Here is a 21,300-nt window from a genome sequence, read left to right as displayed (position 1 = left end):
AGAGGGGGAGGATCCGGCCCTGTCGTATGCACACCTTGGAGCGCCCCGTGATCGAAAGTTCTTCTAGCACAGCTGATCCGAAATCGGTAAAGGCACTGTTCGCCGACCGGCACATCGGCCCGGACAGTAACGAACTCGAACGAATACTTCACGTTGTGGGCGTCGCGTCGTTGGACGAGCTGGCAGCCCGTGCAGTGCCGAAGTCAATTCTCGATCCTGCGTCGTCTTCAGGTATCAGCGACGGTCTCGAAACCCTCCCGGAGCCGGTGGGTGAACATCAGGCTCTCGCCGAGTTGGCCGTCCTTGCCTCACACAACACAGTGGCGACGTCGATGATCGGTCTCGGCTACTACGACACGCTGACGCCACCGGTGTTGACTCGCGGAATACTCGAAAATCCAGCGTGGTACACCGCCTATACGCCCTACCAGCCGGAGATCAGTCAAGGTCGTTTGGAGGCGCTGCTCAACTTTCAAACAATGGTGTCCGATCTGACCGGAATGGAAGTGGCCAACGCGTCGATGCTCGACGAGTCCACTGCAGCCGCTGAGGCCATGACGCTTCTTCGCCGAGCTAATCGCAAGTCGACTTCATCGCGCTTCCTCGTGGACATCGATGTGTTCCCGCAGACTCGTGCGATCCTCCAAACCAGGGCTGAGCCGCTGGGCATCGACTTGGTCTCGATCGACCTGGCCAAGGGTCTTCCCGAAGATGACTTCTTCGGTGTGCTTGCACAGACGCCCGGCGCCTCGGGCGCGTTGGTCGACCACACGGACACGATCGCGCGAGCACACGAGGTAGGTGCTCTCGTTGCGATCGGGGCAGACCTGTTGGCGCTGACTCTGCTCACCCCTCCCGGGGAAGCGGGTGCGGACGTATGTTTCGGCACCACTCAGCGTTTCGGTGTTCCCATGGGTTACGGCGGCCCACACGCCGGGTATCTCGCAGTGCATGCACAACATTCGAGGCAGCTTCCAGGCCGCCTGGTCGGAGTGTCCGTCGACGCGGACGGAGACCTCGCCTACCGGCTTGCCCTGCAGACCAGGGAACAGCACATTCGTCGCGAGAAGGCGACCTCGAACATCTGCACTGCTCAGGTTCTGCTGGCGATAGTGGCGGCAATGTACGCCAGCTATCACGGAAGCGAAGGACTGCGAGCGATTGCGCACCAAGTGAATTCGCACGCACGACGGCTTGCCGGCGGCCTTTCGAATTCTGGCATAGAACTGGTTTCGGACCGTTTCTTCGACACGGTCACGGCGATAGTTCCAGGACGCGCGCAGGGCATCGTCGATGCGGCCAAGAGCTCAGGTATCAATCTTCGACACATCGATGCCGACAGAGTAGGAGTGTCCTGCGACGAGGCCACCACCACAGCGCACGTCGACGCAGTTCTGAGTGCTTTCGAAGCGGGTGACTTCATTTCTGAGTCGATCGAGTCCATTCCAGCGAACTTCGTGCGAACTTCCGAGTTCTTGACCCACCCGGCGTTCACTCGCCACCGATCCGAGACCTCGATGCTCCGCTACCTACGTATGCTGTCGGACAAAGATATCGCGCTCGACAGAAGCATGATTCCTCTCGGCTCGTGCACGATGAAACTCAATGCAACAGCGGAAATGGAGTCGATCACCTGGCCGCAATTCGCACGGTTGCACCCCTTCGCTCCCGACGGCGACACGGCAGGAATACGTTCTGTCATTGCCGATGTCGAAAAGTGGTTGGTCGACATCACCGGTTACGACGCAGTCAGTCTCCAGCCCAACGCTGGAAGCCAGGGGGAGTACGCAGGATTGCTCGCGATCCGCAACTATCACCTCGGGCGGGGGGACAGTCACCGTGACGTCTGCCTGATTCCGTCGAGCGCACACGGGACGAACGCTGCCTCTGCCGTCATGGTTGGTATGAAGGTCGTCGTGGTGGCCTGCCGTAGCAACGGCGACGTCGACGTCGACGATCTGCGGGCCAAAATCGATCAGCATTCAGGTTCGTTGGCGGCGATCATGATCACCTATCCGTCGACCCATGGCGTGTACGAGCATGAGATCGACGACATCTGCGCACTCGTGCACGACGCCGGCGGCCAGGTGTACGTAGACGGGGCAAACTTGAATGCTCTTGTCGGCCTTGCCCGCCCGGGCCGTTTCGGTGGTGACGTGAGTCATCTGAATCTGCACAAGACCTTCTGTATTCCGCACGGTGGTGGTGGCCCCGGTGTCGGTCCGATCGGAGTACGCAGTCACCTCCAGCCATACCTTCCCGGGCACCCCCTGCGAGCCGACCTCGGGGGCGGACCCGCGGTATCGGGCGCGCCGTTCGGCAGTGCTTCGATCCTCACCATCACGTGGGCGTATATCCGCATGATGGGCGCAGTGGGGCTGCGTCGCGCGACGCTCACCGCCATCGCGTCGGCAAACTACATAGCCCGGCGTCTGGACGAGCACTTTCCGGTTCTGTACACCGGCGACAACGGGATGGTCGCGCACGAGTGCATCCTCGATCTTCGAGGGTTGACCAAATCGACGGGCGTCACGGTCGACGATGTCGCCAAGCGTCTTGCCGACTATGGCTTCCATGCGCCGACGATGAGCTTCCCCGTCGCAGGCACTTTGATGGTCGAGCCGACCGAGAGTGAAAATCTGGACGAGATCGATGCCTTCTGTGACGCCATGATCGCGATTCGCGCTGAGATAGATCGAGTCGGGGCAGGCGAGTGGCCAGTGGAGGACAACCCGCTGCGCGGTGCGCCGCACACAGCGAAGAGTCTCGTGGGTGAATGGAATCACCCGTATTCGAGGGCCGAGGCAGTGTTCCCCGACGCAGTGAACGGAAGGGCGAAGGTCTGGCCGTCGGTGCGGAGAATCGATGGGGCACACGGAGATCGAAACCTGGTGTGCTCATGCCCGCCGATCGAGGCTTTCGCCTGAAGCTATGCTCCGACGAGTTGCAGCATCGAGATTTCCGGCGGTGCTGCAACTCGTACGGGAGGACCCCACGCTCCGGCGCCACGCGTGGTGAACAGGGTCGTGCCGCCGATCTTGTCCAGTCCCTCGACGCTGGGCTGCTGTAGCGGCACCAGGTAGCGCAGCGGCCAAATCTGCCCCGCATGGGTGTGTCCGGACACTTGCATGTCCACTCCCATGTCGGAAGCCTCGTGTGCCTGCTTGGGTTGGTGGGCCAGGAGAAGAACGAATCGATCGGAGTCATGCCCTTCGAGGGCAACGCTCAGATCGGGTTCGTAAGGCGCGGGTGCTGTCGCATCGTTGATGCCGGCGATGTCGATGCTCACGCCGTCGCGGGTCACTTCCTGGCGCTCGTTTCGCAAAACGGTGATCCCCAAGGTCGACCACAGGTCGAGCCACTTGCCACCGTCATCGGCGTAGAACTCATGGTTGCCACTGACTCCGAAGACGCCCAGTGGTGCTGACAACTCGCTTAGTGGGCCCAGATCGGAGCCGACGAGATCGACTGTCCCATCGATGAGATCACCGTCCAGCAAGATGAGGTCCGGGGCCTGCGCATTGATATCGTCGACGACCTTCTGAACGAAGGATTCCCCGCGGGCCGGTCCGACGTGAAGGTCGGACACCAACGCGACTCGCAGCCCGTCGAATTCCGCCGGAAGTCGCTCGAGGGCCACCGTCGTATTCGTTATCCGTGGTTCGCTTGCTTCGACTACTCCATACGTGACTGCGACGACGGACGCGGCGGCAACCAGAGCAGAACCCAGTCTGTTCACCCGAAACCGGATAGTACCGGACTCGCGTCCGCGCAGCGATGACACGATCCGGATCCCGAGACTGACAACCCCGACGAGCAGGGTGCCCAGTACGAGATACAGAATCACAGCAAGCCAGGTGAGTCCTAGGAATCCCGGCAAACGAGCCCAACTCGGATCGAACAACTCGCCCGAACCGATACCCACGAGGGCCAGAACCCACATGATTGCGAGAACGGTATCTGCGACCAAAGAATAGGGTCGGGGGAGTCGAGTACCCCGCACGAAACGGAGATGAATCACCAGGCATACCAACGCGAGGAAGATGCCGAATGCAATAAGTCGAGTCATGTTTCAGTACAAGAACTTTCCGAGAAGCGCAGCTAGGTCGGATCTGTCCGACGACGAAACAGAGGTGAACGTGCCGCCGGTAACCGTGGACACCGCCTCCAAGGCCACAGTATCGGCATTGGTTCCGATCGATACGACATCGACCGCTACAGGTCGGGCCGGATCGACAAGCTTGGTGATATCGGCCAACACACTCTCGGACGACTCTGCCGGATCGTCCTTCGGGCCGTCGGTGACCAGGACGATGCTGTTCGGTCGTCCCGGGATGAAACCTTCGAGTGCCGAACGGTATGCCGCGGTCACCGACGGATACGTCGAGGCTACGTTCTCGGGTTTCAGGCTCTGTGCCGCCGCAACGAGCGCTTGCCGTCTGCTACCGGCAGGAAGTTGTTCGGACACCGTGCCGGTGGGAACCAATATCCGATACGGACGATCTTCGTCCAGATCCTTGCTGTCGGACCACAAACCCAGGTCGGTCGAATCGATGACTGCGTCGAACTGTGCGGTGAGTGCCGATACGACGTTCTGTAGACGCGATCGACCACCTTCTTCGGTGTCCATCGATGTCGACACATCCATGACAACTGTCGATCGACGCTCTGTTGCAGGATTCGTCACAGCGTCGAGCAGGGCTGTGCGGACGTCGGGTCCGGTGGGGGCGCCGAGTGGTGTCGATCCAGGAGCGTCGTAACCCGCGTCTGTGAACATCTTCGAGTTCTCTGCCTGCAAGATGAACTCGACGAACTGGGCGCCGGCACGCCTGAGCGTCTCGTTCACCCACGACCCGGACATGATGACCGACGGATAGTCGATCGACACCGTCGAGCCGGGTGGTGCATATCCCGTCAGTTCGTTCTGACCGGACGTACCGAGTTGTTGTTCGGTCACCGGAACCGAATGGAAGTCGGCGTCGGGTGAGAGCTTGCCCGCCAACCCGGACAACGCCATATCCGTTGAATCGGGTACTGCGGCCGCAACCCCGCGGTCTGTCGTCGCGAGGGCGGCCAAAGCAGACCGTGTCGGCGACTTCAGGGGTAGCTGCAGTGTTGTCGTCGGCACATCGGAGGAAGTCGTTGCCGACGACGCAACGGCAGCGAGAACGGCTGTCGTCGCATCGGAATCCGGTCCGACGGGAAGTTGCAACCGTAGCCCACCCCATCCTGGAAGGTTGAGGCCGAGCAACGACTCCGGATTGCTTTGCAGTGCAGGGAGATCGGCCCAACCGACACCCTTCGCGTCCAGTGCGGCCGTCAACTGAGGAGGACTCGCGAGCACAACAGGGGTGCTGGCAATCGTCTTCGGCGTCCCGTCGACGGTTCCAGCTGGGAGCGCAGTGACCGAGTTGGAAGAACGTGGTATCCACAGCGCTGGGATCGGACCGAGTGCAGAGGGTTCCCAACTCTGCTCTCCTGCTGCCAGCGCGCGGGCGATGGCAGTCGAATCTGCCACCTCCACGGCGACAGAAATACAGTGATCACGAACGACGGGCCCGGTGGTGGCGAACCGTGTCGCAAGGTCGGTGACCTGTGAAGCAATATCGGGATCGACCGTGACCGACAAAGTCTCGGCACCTTCTACGCAGGTCTCCGCCGCTGCAGCACCCTGATCGGCTATCCGATCACGCAATTCGAACCACCCGAACACGGCGAGCACCACCACAATGATGGCGCCCACCGTGAACACTGGGCCTTTGCTGATACTCCGTATCCCACCGGAGTTGCGATGTTCACCCACGCGCGAAGGTTACGAGACCGTCAGTTGCCCGCGGCCTTGTACTCGCGTCTGCGTCGATGCAGAATCGGCTCGGTGTATCCGCTCGGCTGCTTGGCCCCTTGGAAAATCAGCTCGCTGGCGGCCTGGAACGCGATATTGGTATCGAAGTCCGGAGCCAGGTTCTTGTACGTAGGGTCGGACGCATTCTGGCGATCGACGATGGGGGCCATGCGTTCGAGGCTCGCACGGACTTGATCCTCGGTGACGATGCCGTGGCGCAGCCAGTTCGCAATGAACTGGCTCGAAATCCTCAGCGTCGCTCGATCTTCCATCAAGGCAATGTCGTTGATGTCGGGCACCTTGGAGCAACCGACTCCGTGATCGATCCACCGTACGACGTAGCCGAGAATCGACTGTGCACTGTTGTCGATTTCCTTCTGCTTCTGCTCTTCGCTCCAGTCGGTGGCGGGGGCGAGCGGAATCTCGAGGATCTCGTCGACGGTCGCGCGCTTGGCCTGTGCCAACTCGAGCTGGCGGGCGAAGACGTCGACCTTGTGGTAATGCAATGCGTGCAAAGTGGCCGCGGTGGGGGAGGGAACCCATGCGGTGTTGGCGCCGGCCTTCGGGTGGTTGATCTTCTGCTCGAGCATGTCGTGCATGAGATCGGGCATTGCCCACATGCCCTTGCCGATCTGAGCCTTACCCTTCATTCCTGCCGCGAGGCCCGTATCGACGTTGAAGTCCTCGTACGCCGAAATCCACTTCTGGGCCTTCATCTCGCCCTTGGGGACCATTGCGCCTGCCTCCATCGAGGTATGGATCTCGTCGCCGGTGCGGTCGAGGAAGCCGGTGTTGATGAAAACGACCCGCTCCTTGGCTGCCAGGATCGAGGCCTTCAAGTTGACCGTGGTGCGACGCTCTTCGTCCATGATGCCCACTTTGAGCGTGTTCTCCGGCAACCCGAGCACCTGCTCGACGCGGCCGAAGAGTTCCGCTGTGAACGCAACCTCATCGGGCCCGTGCATCTTCGGCTTGACGATGTACAGCGAACCGGTTCGGCTGTTCGAGAGGAGGTTGTCTGCGGTCAACGAGTGCATTCCGGTGAGCGAGGTGAACAGCGCATCGAGGATGCCCTCGGGAACTTCGTTGCCGTCGGCGTCGAGAATGGCATCCGAGGTCATCAGATGTCCGACGTTGCGGACGAACAACAGTGAGCGTCCGTGCAGGGTGACAGGTGACCCGTCGACTCCGGTGTACGTGCGATCAGGGTTCAGAACGCGAGTGAACGTCTTCCCACCCTTGGAAACATCCTCGGAAAGATCGCCTCTCATCAATCCGAGCCAGTTCCGGTAGCCGAGAACCTTGTCGTCGGCGTCCACGGCTGCGACCGAGTCCTCGAAATCCATGATGGTCGTGACTGCCGATTCGAGCAGCACGTCCTTCACGCCCGCCGCGTCGGTAGCACCGATCGGGCTCGTAGGGTCGATCTGAATCTCGAAATGCAAGCCGTTGTGTACGAACAGAATTGCTGTGGGTGCATCCGGCGTCCCGTGGTATCCGAGTAGCTGCGCCGGATCCTCGAGGCCGGTGGTGGTTCCGTCGGCGAGGGTGACTGTCAACGAAACCGCATCGACGACGTATCCGGTCGATCCGACATGTGACCCGGACGCCAGTGGGGCTGCCTCGTCGAGGAAATCGCGCGCAAAGGCGATGACCTTGTCGCCGCGCACCTTGTTGTAGGAGGTGCCCTTCTCGGCGCCGTCCGTTTCGGGGATGGCATCTGTGCCGTACAACGCGTCGTACAACGAGCCCCAACGCGCATTCGATGCGTTGATTGCGAATCGCGCGTTGAGAACGGGAACGACGAGCTGTGGTCCGGCCGTCGACGTAATTTCCGTGTCGACACCGGTGGTGGCGATGTCGAAGTCAGCGGGCTCGTCGACGAGGTAGCCGATTTCCTTCAGGAACGCTTTGTACGCCGCACGGTCGTAGTCGTTTCCGGCATGCTCACCGTGCCAGGCGTCGACCTTGCCCTGAATCTCTTCACGAACGGCCAGAAGCGCCTTGTTCTTGGGGGAGAGATCGGCGATTACCGCTTCGGCACCGGACCAGAACGCCTCCGATTGCACACCTGTACCCGGAAGTGCCTCGTTCTGTACGAAGTCGTACAGCACCTTGGCGACTTGAAGACCACCGACACGAACTCGCTCAGTCATGAATTCCTCACTCTTTCCGGTCTGGGCGCCCAGAAGGGCGGTAAAGCGACATCGGCCTAAATGTTACTTGGCAGTAAGTCGGCCACCGTACCCGCCGCTCACCAGTAGATTTTGGCATCGCATCGCCAGCGCCGAGCGGAGAGGGGCAGCCCTGGCCGACAGGTCGGTTTGCGCGCGCACATATTCTGACCGACCGGACGGTGTTTCGATCGCGATAGGCGATAGGCCATAGCCGGAGAGGTCGTATGGGCTGGCGCGCATATCGATCGCCCGTGCATCGAGTGCAAGTTCGAAGCAGTCGAGCACAAGGTCCGAGTCGATCAACGGTGAGAGTTTGTAACTCCACTTGTACAGATCCATGCTCGCGTGCACACAACCCGGCTGCTCTCGTTCGGTCCTACTCGTCGGGGACAGGTCGAGAAAATTCTTCGGGGCGGCGTCCGGGGTGAAAAATCTGAACGCATCGTAGTGTGTGCAGCGAATTTTCATCGACTCCACCACCGCATCGGTGCCGTCGTGGCCGAGCCGAAGCGGCACCGATCCGTGCCGCAATGCAGGCTGTCCGCCCCGATAGACCATTGCCCACTCATGGAGCCCGAAGCACCCCAGATTGGGTTTGCGCGTCATTGTCGCCTCGAGGAGGTCACGGGTGAACACGATGGCCGAACGCCTCTGCTCTACCAGAGAGCGTCGTACCCGATAGCCGGAGTCCGGTCCGTCGACGGGTTCGTAGGACGCGAACGCCGCGTAATCCTGAGCGGCTTCGCCGGTCAGGATTACCTCGAAACCTGGGTTCCAGCGCTTCAGGTGGCCGGGTTTGTAGCTGTAGTAGGTGAACAAGAAATCGAGCACCGGATGTGTATTGCCCTGTGCCCGATCGTGCAGATATGTACCGATCAAGCGGTCCACCCGAGCCGAGTGGTCCGCACGTCTGGCGGTCCAGTCCGGCTCGGTCAACGCGACCGACATCCCGGTCGCTGAGGTCTGCATCATCGGTCGGTGCTCGTCATCTTTCAGTTCTCGCCACCGGAACGTGCAGGCAAAGACTGGCCCGGTGACGGCCCTGCGATCCGGTGCGTGCCGTCACGGACGGTTCCGACGAACTCCTCGACCAAGTCTTCCAGTGCCACGATCCCGATCGTCGTGCCTGACGAATCGCTCACCGCGCCCAAGTGGCTGCTGGCCCGCCGAAGTCGAGTCAAAGCGTCGTCCAGCATCGTCTCGGAGGTGACCACCGGCAGCCTTCGGACCTCGGAACGCGGTATGACCGTCTCCGGACCAGCAGCGTCGTCGAGCATGTAGCTCAGAACGTCCTTCAGATGGAGATACCCGACCATCGATCCATCCTCGGCTTGCACCGGGTATCGCGAGAAGCCGGTGGCGATCACCGCCTCTTCGACGGATCCGAGGGTGGGACCCGAGCCGGGTTCGAGGCCGGAGAGACGCACGCTGCGGACCTTGGCGGATGGAATGAGCACCTCCGCCACCGTGCGCCCGGAGATGTCCAGCGCCTGGGTGAGGCGTCGGTGCTCCTCCTCGTCGATGAGACCTTCCGATCGTGACTCGCCAATCATCTGTGAGAGCTCGACGGCGGACACAGACGAATCCAACTCGTCTTTGGGCTCGATGCGCAGTGCACGCAACGTGAGGTTGGCACACATGTTGTAAAACGAGATGAGCGGTTTGGCGAGCTTGATGAACATCAGATGGATCGGGACGAGCAACATTGCCGTCTTCTCCGGGCCTGCGATCGCGATGTTCTTCGGAACCATTTCGCCGATAAGGATGTGCAACACCACGACCAGCGCCAGTGCAATGGCGAAAGCTATCGGGTGCAGCAGGCCTTCCGGGATTCCGACCAGTTCGAGTGGCTTCTCGATCAGATGTGCCACCGCAGGCTCGCCGACGCGGCCGAGGAGGATGGAACAGATCGTGATTCCCAGCTGTGCCGCGGCAAGCATGAGGGACAGATTCTGACTGGCCTCGATTACCGATTTCGCCTTCTTCTTTCCCTGCGCCAGCAACGACTCCAGTCGGTCACGGCGCGCCGAAATCAGTGAGAACTCGGCGCCCACGAAAAAGGCATTGCCGCCAAGGAGGAGGACGGCGAGAAGTACGGACAGGTAATCACCCACGAGCCCTCTCCTCCGATCGAATCTGCTCTATCACGTCGGGGCCGACCGGTTGCAACATCACTCGATCGATTCGTCTGCCATCCATCCTGGTGACTCGACCTGCCCATCCACCGTGCGTATCGGCAGGGTCATCCTCAGGTGGATCGGGCATGATCACGCGGTCACCTTCGACAGGAATACGTCCCAGTTCGGTCAATACGAGCCCGCCGATGGTGTCGTACTCGCCTTCCGGCGCCCGGTACCCGGTCGCGGCTGCCACTTCGTCGATTCGGAGCAGTCCCGAGCACAGCCAAGTGTCCCCGAACCGCTGGACGTCGATCTCGGGCTCGTCGTGTTCGTCTCTGACGTCGCCGATAATCTCCTCGATCAGGTCTTCCATGGTCACCATGCCCGCTGTGCCACCGTATTCATCGACTACAAGGGCCACTTGCATGCCGTCGGAACGAACGCGTTCCATCACCGAATCACCGTCGAGACTCGACGGCACGACCGGCACGTCCTGCGCGAGAGAGTCCAGGCGAGTCCCGGCACGTTTGCCTATCGGCACGGTGAAAGCATGTTTGATGTGAACGACACCAACAGTGTCGTCGAGGTCTCCGTCGACTACTGGAAAACGCGAAAAGCCGGTTCTAGCCGCCGTTTCGATAAGGTCGGATACCGAGTCGGACACCGACAACGACTCGACTTTGACCCGTGGTGTCATCAATTCCTCCGCGGATCGCTCGCCGAACTTCAGTGATCGGCCGACGAGTCTGGCCGTGCCCTCATCCAGGGATCCTTGCCGCGCAGACGTGCGCACGAGCGACCCCAGCTCACTCGCTGATCTCGCCGAGCGTAATTCTTCTGCGGGTTCGAGTCCGAGTCTGCGGACCAACCAATTGGCAGCGCCGTTGAGTCCGTTGATCGCCCAGCGAAATACCATCGAGAACCCGGACATCGCGCCAGCCGTCGCCCTCGCGGTTCCCATCGGCATCGCGATTGCGATGTTCTTCGGAACAAGTTCACCGAAGATCATCGAAAACGATGTCGCGATGATCAGCGCCGCGACCAACGACACAGCAGATGCAACCGAGGTAGATGCACCCAGTGCAGTCAGAACCGGGACGAAGAAGCCGGCGAGGACAGGTTCGGCGAGATAGCCGGTGATGAGTGTGGTGATGGTTATGCCGAGCTGGGCCCCGGAGAGCTGGAACGACAGCGTTCGGTGTGCACGTTGGACCTGACGTGAGCGCGCATCCCCGACGGTGCTTACGGACGAGTCGACCGTGCTCTTCTCGAGAGCTGTCAAAGAGAATTCGGCTGCCACGAACAACGCGGTACCTGCGGTAAGAGCCACGAACCCGATGAGGCCCGCGAGGCTGATGACTATGTCCATCCGCTACCGCCGCCGAAGTTCCGAGAGGAGCATCGCGCCCTGACCGGAAGCAACAGAGACGCGGCCGGATACAACCCCGCCGCGGTGTGGAGCTAGCTGGAACGATGGTGGTCCGCCGGGTTTGTCTCCCGGCTCGATAGAGGAGCCCTCCGAAGTGGAGCCCTCGTCACCGGACTCGGTCGGCGCAGTCTCGGTGCTGGTGATGACGGGTGCCTCAGGCACCTGGTTCCCTTCTGTTGTTCCGCTACGAATCGATCGGCGGAAGTGAGTTGTAAGCGTGAGCCATCATTCTACCGGCAGTCGGGCAGGAGATTGGATCCTGGGCCGGACCGACCGCCGTCACAGGTCACCACCCGGATGGAAGCGGGCGACCTTCGGCGAAACCGGCCGCCGACTGCACACCGAGCACGGCGCGCTCATGAAGTTCGGGAAGGGTGCGGGCACCTGCATAGGTACATGTGCTTCGAACTCCGGAACAGATGTAGTCGATGAGATCCTCGACGCCGGGGCGATCCGGGTCCAAGCGCATTCGCGAACTGGAGATTCCCTCTTCGAACAGTGCCTTCCTAGCTCGATCGAACGCACTGTCGGCCAACGTGCGTGCAGCGACGGCGCGCTTGGACGCCATTCCGAAGCTCTCCTTGTACGCGTTGCCCGCTGAATCGACCCGAAGATCGCCCGGTGACTCGTAAGTACCGGCGAACCATGACCCGATCATCACGTTCGCCGCACCCGCTGCCAACGCAAGCGCGACATCTCGCGGATGGCGAACCCCGCCGTCGGCCCACACCGAGGCACCCACTTCGGCGGCAGCCGCCGAACACTCGGCGACGGCCGAGAACTGTGGTCGGCCGACTCCGGTCATCATCCGGGTCGTGCACATCGCCCCGGGCCCGACGCCGACCTTGACGATGTTCGCGCCGGCGGCCACGAGATCTCGAGTGGCTGTAGCGGACACGACATTGCCTGCCGCGAGTGGAACACCGAGATCGAGGGACCGGACCGAAGCCAAAGCGTCGAGCATCTTCTTCTGGTGACCGTGGGCAGTGTCGATCACGAGTAGGTCAGCGCCCGCCTCGACGAGCGCCTGAGCCTTCGCCGCGACATCGCCGTTGATTCCGACAGCGGCCGCGACGCGCAGCCGCCCCGAACTGTCCAGAGCAGGCGCGTAGATGCCGGTACGGATTGCCCCGGTGCGCGTCAGGACACCGGCGAGTGCCCCATCCGGTTCGATCAGAACGGCAAGTCCCTCATGAGCGGCGTCCAACGCATCGAAGATCGCTCGAGGGGACGCGTCGGACGGCACCGTGACGAAGTCCGTCGCGGCGACCGATTGCAGTCTGGCGAACCGGTCGACATCCGCGCAGGTCGACTCGGTGACGACGCCGATGGGTCGGCCGCCTTCCACGACGACTACCGCGCCGTGGGCCCTCTTGTGCATCAAAGCGAGTGCGTCCGACACCGACGCATCCGGCCCGAGTACGACCGGAGTGTCTGCGATCAGATCCCGGCTCTTGACGAACGCGACGGTCTCGGCCACGGCTGCGGTCGGTAGATCCTGAGGAAGAACGGCAATGCCACCCCTGCGTGCAACAGTTTCGGCCATTCTGCGGCCCGACACGGCGGTCATGTTCGAGACGACGATAGGGATTGTCGTGCCGGATCCGTCGACTGTGGAGAGATCGACATCGAATCTGGAAGTGACATCGGTTCGGTTCGGGACGAGGAAAACATCGTCGTACGTCAGGTCGTGGGGCGGATGTTGGCCATCGAGGAACTGCACGTTGGGTCAGCGTACCCGTCATTGCGCAACAGGGTGTCCGGTGACCTTTGCTTGCGCTCGCGAGAGGGCAACTGTTGCAACGACCATCACTGTCACGCAGACCGCTATGACCACCAAGGAGAACGCGTCGTCGCGAATGCGTTCGTCCAGGACGGTGATTCCGAGAAACGCGGCTCCGAAAGGTTCTCCGATGGTGATAGCCGGGAGTGAAGCAGACAACGGGCCGGACTGAAAGGCGCGCTGCTGGAGGTAGAAGCCGAGGATTCCGCACCCGACGAGTGCGTACGTCTGCCAGGCAGTAACTGCTTTGGCAAGATCGGTTCCTAGAAGATCGGTGACGTACTTCGTCAACGCCACGGCCATCCCGAAGAGCAAGCCTCCGGCCGCGCCCAGAAGCAGGGCCCGCCAACCCGGGTTGGTCGACAACAATCCAGCAAGTGTGGCGGCCAACACGAGGCCCGATGCAATGGCCAACGGAATCATCCACTCGGAGAACGGCGCATCGGAGTTTCCCTCCGTCGGGTCACCGACGCCGATGAACACGGTGAGAGCTATCGCCAGCGCCACCGCCCAGACCCATGACGAGCGGGTCATCCGATAGCCGGCGAATTTGGCCGACAGAGGCAATGCGAACAACAGCATGGAGACGATCAACGGTTGCACGATGAGGACCGAGCCGGCCCACAGTGCGGCAACCTGAAATCCGTAACCCCCGACGTCGCCGCAGAGACCGGCCCACCACCGTGGGCTTCGTAGGAGCGTGGTGATCAGCGATTGGCCCTCGGGCACAGCTGCGGCGGCACTTTGTTGGGCGACCGATGCGCAAGCGAACAGGAAGGCGGCAATCAGTGCCAGCACGATCGACAATATCGGAAGTCCGTTCATCGTCGACCCGATCGACCTGGCTTGTCCCGGGTACGCCGAGGCGCCGAGCGTTTTCGGCGATCGACCTCGCGTGTGCGCCCGCTCTGGTCGACTGTCGGTGTCACTTCGACGATCGGTGATCCAGGAGGTGCCTGCGCACCCGTGGATTTGGACAGTGCTGGACTCGACGCCGTCACATCGGTGAACTCGGCCATGATTCCAGCCTCGGCTGCAAGCGTCGCGACGTGCGATTTTTGGCTTTCGGTGACAAGCGTGACGACGGTGCCGATCTCGCCTGCACGCGCCGTACGTCCGGCGCGATGCGTGTAATCCTTCGCATCGGCCGGCGGGTCCACGTGCACGACCAAGGTGATTCCGTCGACGTGCAGGCCGCGGGCCGCGACGTCGGTGGCGACCAGGACAGGAACGGAACCATCCGCGAATGCAGCGAGAGTTCTCGTTCGATTGGCCTGAGATTTGTCACCGTGCAAGGCCAGTGCAGGCACGCCCACTTCGCGCAGGGACGCGGTGAATCGATCCACTGCATGCTTGGTGCGCAGAAAGATCATAGTTCGCCCTGTTCGCGCCGCGATTCGCAGTGCAATCGAATTCTTGTCGGTGTCGGCCACTCGGAAGAAGAGGTGCCGCATTGTCGCCTGGGCGAGTGGGGGTGGCTCGGCGGAGTGAATAGCGGGGGAGTCGAAGTACCGCTGCACCAGGTCGTCGACATCTCCATCGAGGGTCGCTGAGAACAGCATGCGCTGTCCACCTTTCGGGGTGCGGTCCACAAGCTTCCGCACCTGGGGCAGAAAGCCGAGATCGGCCATCCGGTCAGCTTCGTCCACCACGGTGATGTCGATGTCTGCGAGCGAGACAGCAGCGTGCTGGATGAGATCTTCGAGACGTCCTGGGGTAGCCACAACGACGTCGATACCGCGCATGAGGCGTTCGGATTGGCGCTTGATCGGCACCCCGCCGACGATTCCCATCACTCGGATGCCCAACGCGAGTGCCGGCTCCTCCAGCGCCCGTTCGATTTGCAAGGCCAGCTCGCGTGTCGGGACCAGTACCAACCCGCGGGGACACTTCGGTCGGCTGCTCGCACCCGACAGTCGCTGGAGCATCGGCAGTCCGAAGGCAAGGGTCTTCCCTGATCCGGTCGGAGCGCGACCGAGAATGTCTTGTCCGGCAAGGGCATCGGGGATCGCTGCCGTCTGAATGTCGAAAGGAACATCGATACCGATCCGACGCAGAGCGTGGACCAGGACAGGTCGGAGCCCCAAATCGGCGAACGACGTTTCGGAACGGGGCATAGCGGAACAGTACCGTCCGGGGAGTTTCTGTCGGTGCCATAGGCAATCATTCTCGATACGAACATACGTTCGATGCAGTAGATCCGGCCGGCTTGTTCGCTGCTGGATCTCGAGAAGCTTGGGGGAGCTATGTGTGCGATGTGTGACGGGCAGTCGATGGCGGACTACGTGCGAAACGTGCACGGCCTAGTGGACCGCCACGGCTGGGCTTTGCAGTATGTGAATTCGGAGGTGAATTCGAATTTCGATCCGGACAATGCTGGGGTGATCGAACCGGCTTTCTGCTACACAGTCGGCTTGACGGCCCTCGGACACCCCGAGTTGATCGTGACGGGGCGATCACCCGGGGAATCTGCCGCCGCATTGAACACGCTGGCGAGGCGGGTGATACTCGGAGGTCGGGCGTTCGAGTCCGGCATGGAGTGTACGGCAGCTGGTTTCGAATTCCACTTCGTCGACGTGACGCACTGCGACGAGTGGCTCCTCATGGCCTCGGAGGTGTACCCATCAGATCGGATCCGCGCGGTCCAGGCCGTGTGGCGTGACTCCCAGGGGGACTTGCCATGGGAAGGCGACGTGTCGTCGACGATCGTGCAACCCATCCTCGGAACACCGTTGGGCTGGGGTCTGTACGACTGAATACGACATTCGGATCATGTTGGGCGACGGTGCGATGGCAACCATCGACAAGTGGTTGCCATCGCACCCTACGGCCGTGTTCGGTTTGATTCAGGCTTGAACTTCGCTTCGGTCACCGCTCCAGAGCGTGTGGAACTTGCCCTCGGAATCGATGCGCTCGTAGGTGTGCGCGCCGAAGAAATCTCGCTGGCCCTGCGTCAATGCGGCGGGGAGCCGCTCGGCGCGAAGTGCGTCGTAATACGCCAGAGAAGAGGCGAACGCGGGCACCGGAATGCCGAGTGACGCCGCGGTGATGACGACTCGACGCCAGCTGTCGATTGCGTCCTCGATCGCGTCACGGAAGTACGGCGCGAGAATCAAGCTCGGAAGCGAGGAATTGTCTTCGTACGCATCTTTGATTCGGTTGAGGAAGCGCGCACGGATGATGCAGCCTCCGCGCCAGATCGTGGCGAGATCACCCGGGTGGAGGTTCCAGTCGTATTCGGTGCTGCCAGCCGCGATCTGATCGAAACCCTGGGCGTACGCAACGATCTTGGACGCGTACAACGCCCGACTGATGTCGTGCGTGAACTGCTCGGCATCAGTCGGCTTGTCTGCGAGTACGCCCGACGCCAACCCGACAGCCGCCTCGCGCTGCGCGCGCGAGCCGGAGAGTGCGCGTGCAAACACGGCTTCGGCGATCCCGGTCACCGGCACACCGAGGTCGAGAGCGGCCTTGACCGTCCACCGGCCGGTGCCCTTCTGCTCGGCGGCGTCGACGATGACGTCGACCAACGGCTGGCCTGTTTTCGCGTCGACCTGTCGAAGGACCTCTGCTGTGATCTCGACGAGGTAGCTTTCGAGGTCACCCTTGTTCCACTCGGTGAAAACGTCCGCAACCTGGGCGGGTGAGTAGGCCAGCGCATCACGGAAAAGGTTGTACGCCTCGCCGATCAACTGCATGTCGGCGTACTCGATGCCGTTGTGCACCATCTTGACGAAGTGCCCGGAACCGTCCGGGCCGATGTGCGTGCAACACGGTGTTCCATCGACCTGTGCCGCAATAGATTCGAGGAGCGGGCCGAGTGCCTTGTAGGACTCGACTGGACCACCGGGCATGATCGACGGACCGTTGAGCGCGCCTTCTTCGCCACCGGAGATTCCCGCGCCGACGAACAGCAGTCCACGCTCCTTCAGTGAAGCTTCGCGTCTGATCGTGTCTGTATATAGTGCGTTTCCGCCGTCGATGATGATGTCGCCCTGTTCCATGGCACCGGCAAGTTCTTCGATCACAGCGTCGGTCGGCTCACCGGCTTTGACCATGATCAAGACTCGGCGAGGCTTCTGCAGTGCGGCGACGAATTCTTCGATCGTCTCAGTGCGAATGAACTTGCCTTCGCTACCGTGCGCTTCGATGAGTGCATCCGTTTTGGAAATGCTGCGATTGTGAAGCGCAACCGTGTGTCCGTGATGCGCGAAGTTCCTGGCGATGTTCGAGCCCATCACTGCAAGGCCGGTGACACCGATCTGGGCGAGTTCTGACGAGTCCACTGCTGAGGTCATGAGTACAGCTTTCCTTGCCGAGCGCACAAACGAAAGCCAGGCACGCGCATCGCGTCGATCGAGTCAGCGGAATTTGGTGCCCGACAGAGCTCAGACGGATGCAGCAACCAAAAATGGAGGGCACTGCTTCTTACGAAGCCGTGCCCTCCATTATCGAATGAACTGAACCTTCGAATGAACTGAACCGATCAACTATCAGTGATCGCGCGCAGGCCCGTCGAAGCCGTCGTACGAGCGGCGATCGGTGCGGCTACGAAATCCGCTTGTCTTCGACTCTTCGCGGACGAATGTCGACTGCGTGCGGGGGCGGTCGCCCTGGTAGCCGCCCGAACTCGGTCGGTCGCCCTGGTAGCCGCCGGTGCGGGGACGGTCACCCTGGTAGCCGCCGGTGCGGGGTCGGTCGCCCTGGTAGCCGCCGGTGCGGGGTCGGTCGCCCTGGTAACCGCCGGTGCGGGGACGGTCGCCCTGGTAACCGCCGGTGCGGGGACGGTCGCCCTGGTAGCCACCCGAACTCGACCGATCGCCCTGGTAGCCACCCGAACTCGACCGATCGCCCTGGTAGCCACCCGAACTCGACCGATCGCCCTGGTAGCCACCCGAACGAGGGCGGCTGTCGCGTCGGTCCCTCGGCGCACTGCTTTCGGCGCGCAATGGGTCGCCCGTGGGCTTCTTCGCTCCGGTGATGCTGTTGAGCTCGGCCGAGCCTGGTGCGACGTTGACCGAAGTCGCCTTGACTCCAGCCATTCCGGTCAGACGCTGAACCTGTCGACGCTGGTTCGGCAGGACGATCGCAACGACTGTGCCCTTTTCGCCTGCACGGGCGGTACGGCCTGCGCGGTGAAGGTAGTCCTTGTGATCTGCGGGTGGATCGACGTGAACGACCAGATCGATTCCGTCGACGTGAATTCCACGGGCCGCGACGTCCGTTGCGACCAGAACAGGCGTGCGCCCGGCCTTGAATCGCTCGAGGACGCGGGTGCGCTGGTTCTGGGCCTTGCCGCCGTGGAGAGACTCTGCGGCGATGCCAAGAGCGCGGAGGCGGTCGGTGATGCCGTCGCATCCAAGTTTGGTCCGAGCGAACATGATCGTCCTGCCCTCGCGCGCACCGATCTCGGAGAGAACTACATCCTTCTGGCCGCGATCGACCATCAGCATGTAGTGATCCATCGTGTTGACGCTGGCCTTGCCGTCCTGCGTCGAGTGCTCGACGTGATCAGGAAGGAACTGGCGAACGAGTGACTGGACTTCACGATCGAGGGTGGCGGAGAACAGCATTCGCTGTCCATCGGCCGGAGTGTCCGCCAGAACGGCACGCACCTCGGGAAGGAATCCCATGTCGGCCATCTGGTCGGCTTCGTCGAGGGCAGTGATTTCGATCGAGTCGAGAATACAGGTGCTCTGGCGTAGGTGATCGGCAAGACGCCCTGGTGTCGCGACGAGAACGTCGACTCCTCGGCGAAGCTGCTCGACCTGCTTGTTGAACGGCGTGCCGCCAACCGCAGCAAGCAACCGAAGACCCTGCGCATTGGCGTAGGGGAGCAGGGAGTCCACGACCTGGAAAGCAAGCTCACGGGTCGGAACCAGCACCAGCGCACGAGGACGCTTGGCGGCTGGCCTGTCTGTGTGCTGTGCGAGGCGAGCAAGAATTGGTAGACCGAAGGCCAGGGTCTTGCCCGAGCCGGTCTGTGCACGTCCGAGGACATTCTTCCCGGCAATCGCGTCGGGGAGTGCTTTGGCCTGAATCGGCGAAGGCACGGTGATGGAGTTGCGGGCCAAAGCGGCCACTACCGCCTCGGGGAGTCCGAGCTCGGCGAAGGTGACGACCGTGGTCGGTACTTCTTCTGCGGTGGGTGTTGTTGGTGTACTAGTCGAAACAGCGTGAGTCACGCAGTTGAACCTCTCCGGATTACGGGCACGCCACGAAGCCACAGCTGAGAAAGACCCGCAGGAGAAGGGCACATAAAACAGCTAGATCACATAGAGACGAGCCAGGGCACTGTCACCTGGCCATCCTTGCGCAGTTGATCTTCGCGCAGAGTGGGGCTGTTTGTGCCTTATCGAATTACTAGGCCGCGATGGCGACCTAGGACTACTGTACGCGACCGGTCTTCGATTCATCGACTCGAAATATGTGAGCTGTCCTACTCCCGAGAGGGAACGACACGGCTAACTCGAGCCGAGTAGCCGACCGAGCTCGTCGAGCCACGGCATCGCGACGAAAATAGTCGGCAGAACCAAAATGATCGCGGCGGCAAGGTACGCCGAAATGCTGATGCGGATATCGGTACGAGGACCACCGAGACGTCGCACCCTGATCAGGGTGCTCGGGCCGCCTGCCGCAAGTGCACCACGCGGAGCGGTCGATCCGGCACACGTCACGAGTGCCCGAGCCAGCGGTGTCGGCCCGGTGACCTTGACGGCAGAGTCGTCGGCCAGCAGTTCGACGAGCAACTGCACGCTACCGAGGGCGGATCGACTTCGGACGATGCGTGGAAAAGCCTCGTTGACTGCCGTGAACGCCTCGAGGACGAGATCGTGACGAGAACGTAGGTGTGAGCGTTCGTGACTGAGGATTGCCTTGATCTCGAACCTGTTGAGATTGGTCAACACGCCCTCGCTGAGCACCACCCGTTGACGAAGACCTGGTAGGCAATAAGCGATCGGTTCTACGGCATCGAGGACACGTACATCCGCGTCTCGCACGCCTGGGAACGGCCGATCGGAGTCGCTGCTGCGGTCGAGCAGGTCGACCAGAATGCGATGGCGTGCCCGCCGACGCCGTGTTCGCACGAATACTTGGACGAAGGAGAACATCAGTTTCGCACCGATGCTCAGGGTGATTGCCAGCACCACCACGTACAGAATCCACAGTGGCAGGCCAAGTGCTTCGATTTCGTCAGTCGGAGCTGTGGTTGGACGGCCGTCCGGACCGGGGACCAATAACAGGCCACCTATGGCCAGACCCGAGCTGAACGCCGAGAGCACCGCAGCGATAGCAATCGCTTGCCAGAGGACAAGAGCTGCACGCGGCGCGCGGTAGGGCCATGTTGCACGAGAGAACACAGCAGGAACGGGACCTGCAAGAAGCAGTGCGAGTACCGCGAAAACCAGCGCAGTGGTGGAGTTCAATGGTCCTCACTAACCGATGGCAGGGGTCAATCGGATTGCGGCGCTCCGACATGTGACGTCGAATGTACATCCGATTGTGCCAGTTCCAGAGCCGCTAGCGCTTCTCGGAGGGCCGCTGCTTCGTCTGCCCCCACTTGGCCTACGAAGTGAACCAATGCTGCTGCTCGTCCACCGGACTTGGGTGCTTGCGCTAGAGCGTCCACCATGAGGCTCGCAACCAACTCGTCGCGGCTGTGAAGTGGGGCATAGCGGTGTGCGCGATCATCGCGCTGCTGAACTACCAGCTGCTTTTTGGCAAGCCGCTGGAGCACGGTCATCACCGTTGTGTACGCCAGTTCACGATGTGCGGCGAGCGCTTCGTGCACCTGTCGAACAGTCTGTGGCTCCGTGGAAGCCCACAGATGATCCATTACTGCACGTTCGAGTTCGCCTAGACCTGCCATTCTGACAAGTCTACGGGTAGTGCGACACAAATGCGTACTACTCCATGTAGTAAATCTATGATCTGAATTGCGGCGTGGT

General features: G+C 61.6%; 16 protein-coding genes. 2 read left to right on the top strand and 14 right to left on the bottom strand.

The genetic code is table 11. The annotated features are described in order from the left end of the window. Positions 1–26 precede the first annotated feature (26 nt). Positions 27–2,927, top strand: coding sequence for an aminomethyl-transferring glycine dehydrogenase (gene gcvP, locus O1W68_RS18270; RefSeq protein WP_269305913.1), 2,901 nt, complete (start codon positions 27–29; stop codon positions 2,925–2,927). Positions 2,928–2,929: 2 nt separating this feature from the next. On the opposite strand, the gene O1W68_RS18265 is transcribed toward gcvP, so the two are convergent. From O1W68_RS18265 to O1W68_RS18220, 10 genes are all read right to left on the bottom strand, one after another. Beyond that, positions 2,930–4,069 carry a metallophosphoesterase gene (locus O1W68_RS18265; RefSeq protein ID WP_269305911.1) on the bottom strand — a complete coding sequence of 380 codons (1,140 nt, stop codon included), beginning with the start codon at positions 4,067–4,069 and terminating at the stop codon, positions 2,930–2,932. Between the two features lie 3 nt (positions 4,070–4,072). Beyond that, entirely contained in the window at positions 4,073–5,803 is a 1,731-nt protein-coding gene (locus tag O1W68_RS18260) for a substrate-binding domain-containing protein (RefSeq protein WP_269305909.1), read from the bottom strand. Positions 5,804–5,823: 20 nt separating this feature from the next. After that, complete coding sequence (locus O1W68_RS18255; RefSeq protein WP_269305907.1) at positions 5,824–7,998, bottom strand: malate synthase G; 2,175 nt, start codon at positions 7,996–7,998, stop codon at positions 5,824–5,826. A 63-nt stretch (positions 7,999–8,061) separates the two neighbouring features. Next, on the bottom strand, positions 8,062–8,991 hold the full coding sequence (locus O1W68_RS18250) for a 3-methyladenine DNA glycosylase (RefSeq protein WP_442972402.1): 930 nt from the start codon (positions 8,989–8,991) through the stop codon (positions 8,062–8,064). A gap of 20 nt (positions 8,992–9,011) precedes the next feature. Continuing rightward, on the bottom strand, positions 9,012–10,133 hold the full coding sequence (locus O1W68_RS18245; protein WP_269305906.1) for a hemolysin family protein: 1,122 nt from the start codon (positions 10,131–10,133) through the stop codon (positions 9,012–9,014). After that, positions 10,126–11,508, bottom strand: coding sequence for a hemolysin family protein (locus tag O1W68_RS18240; protein ID WP_269305905.1), 1,383 nt, complete (start codon positions 11,506–11,508; stop codon positions 10,126–10,128). The genes O1W68_RS18245 and O1W68_RS18240 overlap by 8 nt, the downstream gene beginning before the upstream one ends. Positions 11,509–11,511: 3 nt before the next feature. Next, positions 11,512–11,730 carry a hypothetical protein gene (locus tag O1W68_RS18235; protein WP_269305904.1) on the bottom strand — a complete coding sequence of 73 codons (219 nt, stop codon included), beginning with the start codon at positions 11,728–11,730 and terminating at the stop codon, positions 11,512–11,514. Between the two features lie 124 nt (positions 11,731–11,854). Continuing rightward, positions 11,855–13,291, bottom strand: coding sequence for a GuaB1 family IMP dehydrogenase-related protein (locus O1W68_RS18230; RefSeq protein ID WP_269305903.1), 1,437 nt, complete (start codon positions 13,289–13,291; stop codon positions 11,855–11,857). Between the two features lie 18 nt (positions 13,292–13,309). Next, the gene (locus O1W68_RS18225; RefSeq protein ID WP_269305902.1) at positions 13,310–14,176 is read right to left on the bottom strand and encodes a DMT family transporter; all 867 of its coding nucleotides are present in this window, start codon (positions 14,174–14,176) and stop codon (positions 13,310–13,312) included. Next, a complete protein-coding gene (locus tag O1W68_RS18220; RefSeq protein WP_269305901.1) occupies positions 14,173–15,468 on the bottom strand; it encodes a DEAD/DEAH box helicase in 1,296 nt (431 codons plus the stop codon). The genes O1W68_RS18225 and O1W68_RS18220 overlap by 4 nt, the downstream gene beginning before the upstream one ends. Before the next feature lie 138 nt (positions 15,469–15,606). On the opposite strand from O1W68_RS18220, the gene O1W68_RS18215 reads away from it, so the two are divergent. Next, the gene (locus tag O1W68_RS18215; RefSeq protein WP_269305900.1) at positions 15,607–16,107 is read left to right on the top strand and encodes a DUF4262 domain-containing protein; all 501 of its coding nucleotides are present in this window, start codon (positions 15,607–15,609) and stop codon (positions 16,105–16,107) included. A gap of 90 nt (positions 16,108–16,197) precedes the next feature. Here the strand turns inward: O1W68_RS18215 and gndA are convergent, their stop codons facing one another. From gndA to O1W68_RS18195, 4 genes are all read right to left on the bottom strand, one after another. Beyond that, a complete protein-coding gene (gene gndA, locus O1W68_RS18210) occupies positions 16,198–17,649 on the bottom strand; it encodes an NADP-dependent phosphogluconate dehydrogenase (RefSeq protein ID WP_269305899.1) in 1,452 nt (483 codons plus the stop codon). A 195-nt stretch (positions 17,650–17,844) separates the two neighbouring features. Continuing rightward, entirely contained in the window at positions 17,845–19,536 is a 1,692-nt protein-coding gene (locus tag O1W68_RS18205) for a DEAD/DEAH box helicase (RefSeq protein ID WP_442972401.1), read from the bottom strand. Between the two features lie 279 nt (positions 19,537–19,815). After that, positions 19,816–20,778: a M56 family metallopeptidase gene (locus O1W68_RS18200; RefSeq protein WP_269305898.1), complete on the bottom strand. Its 963-nt coding sequence runs from the start codon at positions 20,776–20,778 to the stop codon at positions 19,816–19,818. A gap of 26 nt (positions 20,779–20,804) precedes the next feature. Beyond that, entirely contained in the window at positions 20,805–21,221 is a 417-nt protein-coding gene (locus O1W68_RS18195; RefSeq protein WP_269305897.1) for a BlaI/MecI/CopY family transcriptional regulator, read from the bottom strand. Positions 21,222–21,300: the final 79 nt, after the last annotated feature.

The sequence above is a fragment of the Rhodococcus sp. H36-A4 genome (genome assembly GCF_027158005.1).
In the GTDB taxonomy this organism is placed as follows: domain Bacteria; phylum Actinomycetota; class Actinomycetes; order Mycobacteriales; family Mycobacteriaceae; genus Rhodococcoides.
The sequence above is the reverse complement of the archived record's forward strand: the minus strand, read 5'-3'. Positions and strand labels throughout refer to the sequence as shown.

What these genes read in the sequence shown, in the direction of transcription:
- gcvP (WP_269305913.1), top strand. Translation starts at nt 27, where the DNA reads ATGCACACCTTGGAGCGCCCCGTGATCGAAAGTTCTTCTAGCACAGCT.
- O1W68_RS18265 (WP_269305911.1), bottom strand. Translation starts at nt 4,069, where the DNA reads ATGACTCGACTTATTGCATTCGGCATCTTCCTCGCGTTGGTATGCCTG.
- O1W68_RS18255 (WP_269305907.1), bottom strand. Translation starts at nt 7,998, where the DNA reads ATGACTGAGCGAGTTCGTGTCGGTGGTCTTCAAGTCGCCAAGGTGCTG.
- O1W68_RS18250 (WP_442972402.1), bottom strand. Translation starts at nt 8,991, where the DNA reads ATGATGCAGACCTCAGCGACCGGGATGTCGGTCGCGTTGACCGAGCCG.
- O1W68_RS18240 (WP_269305905.1), bottom strand. Translation starts at nt 11,508, where the DNA reads ATGGACATAGTCATCAGCCTCGCGGGCCTCATCGGGTTCGTGGCTCTT.
- O1W68_RS18225 (WP_269305902.1), bottom strand. Translation starts at nt 14,176, where the DNA reads ATGAACGGACTTCCGATATTGTCGATCGTGCTGGCACTGATTGCCGCC.
- O1W68_RS18220 (WP_269305901.1), bottom strand. Translation starts at nt 15,468, where the DNA reads ATGCCCCGTTCCGAAACGTCGTTCGCCGATTTGGGGCTCCGACCTGTC.
- O1W68_RS18215 (WP_269305900.1), top strand. Translation starts at nt 15,607, where the DNA reads ATGTGTGACGGGCAGTCGATGGCGGACTACGTGCGAAACGTGCACGGC.
- gndA (WP_269305899.1), bottom strand. Translation starts at nt 17,649, where the DNA reads ATGACCTCAGCAGTGGACTCGTCAGAACTCGCCCAGATCGGTGTCACC.
- O1W68_RS18195 (WP_269305897.1), bottom strand. Translation starts at nt 21,221, where the DNA reads ATGGCAGGTCTAGGCGAACTCGAACGTGCAGTAATGGATCATCTGTGG.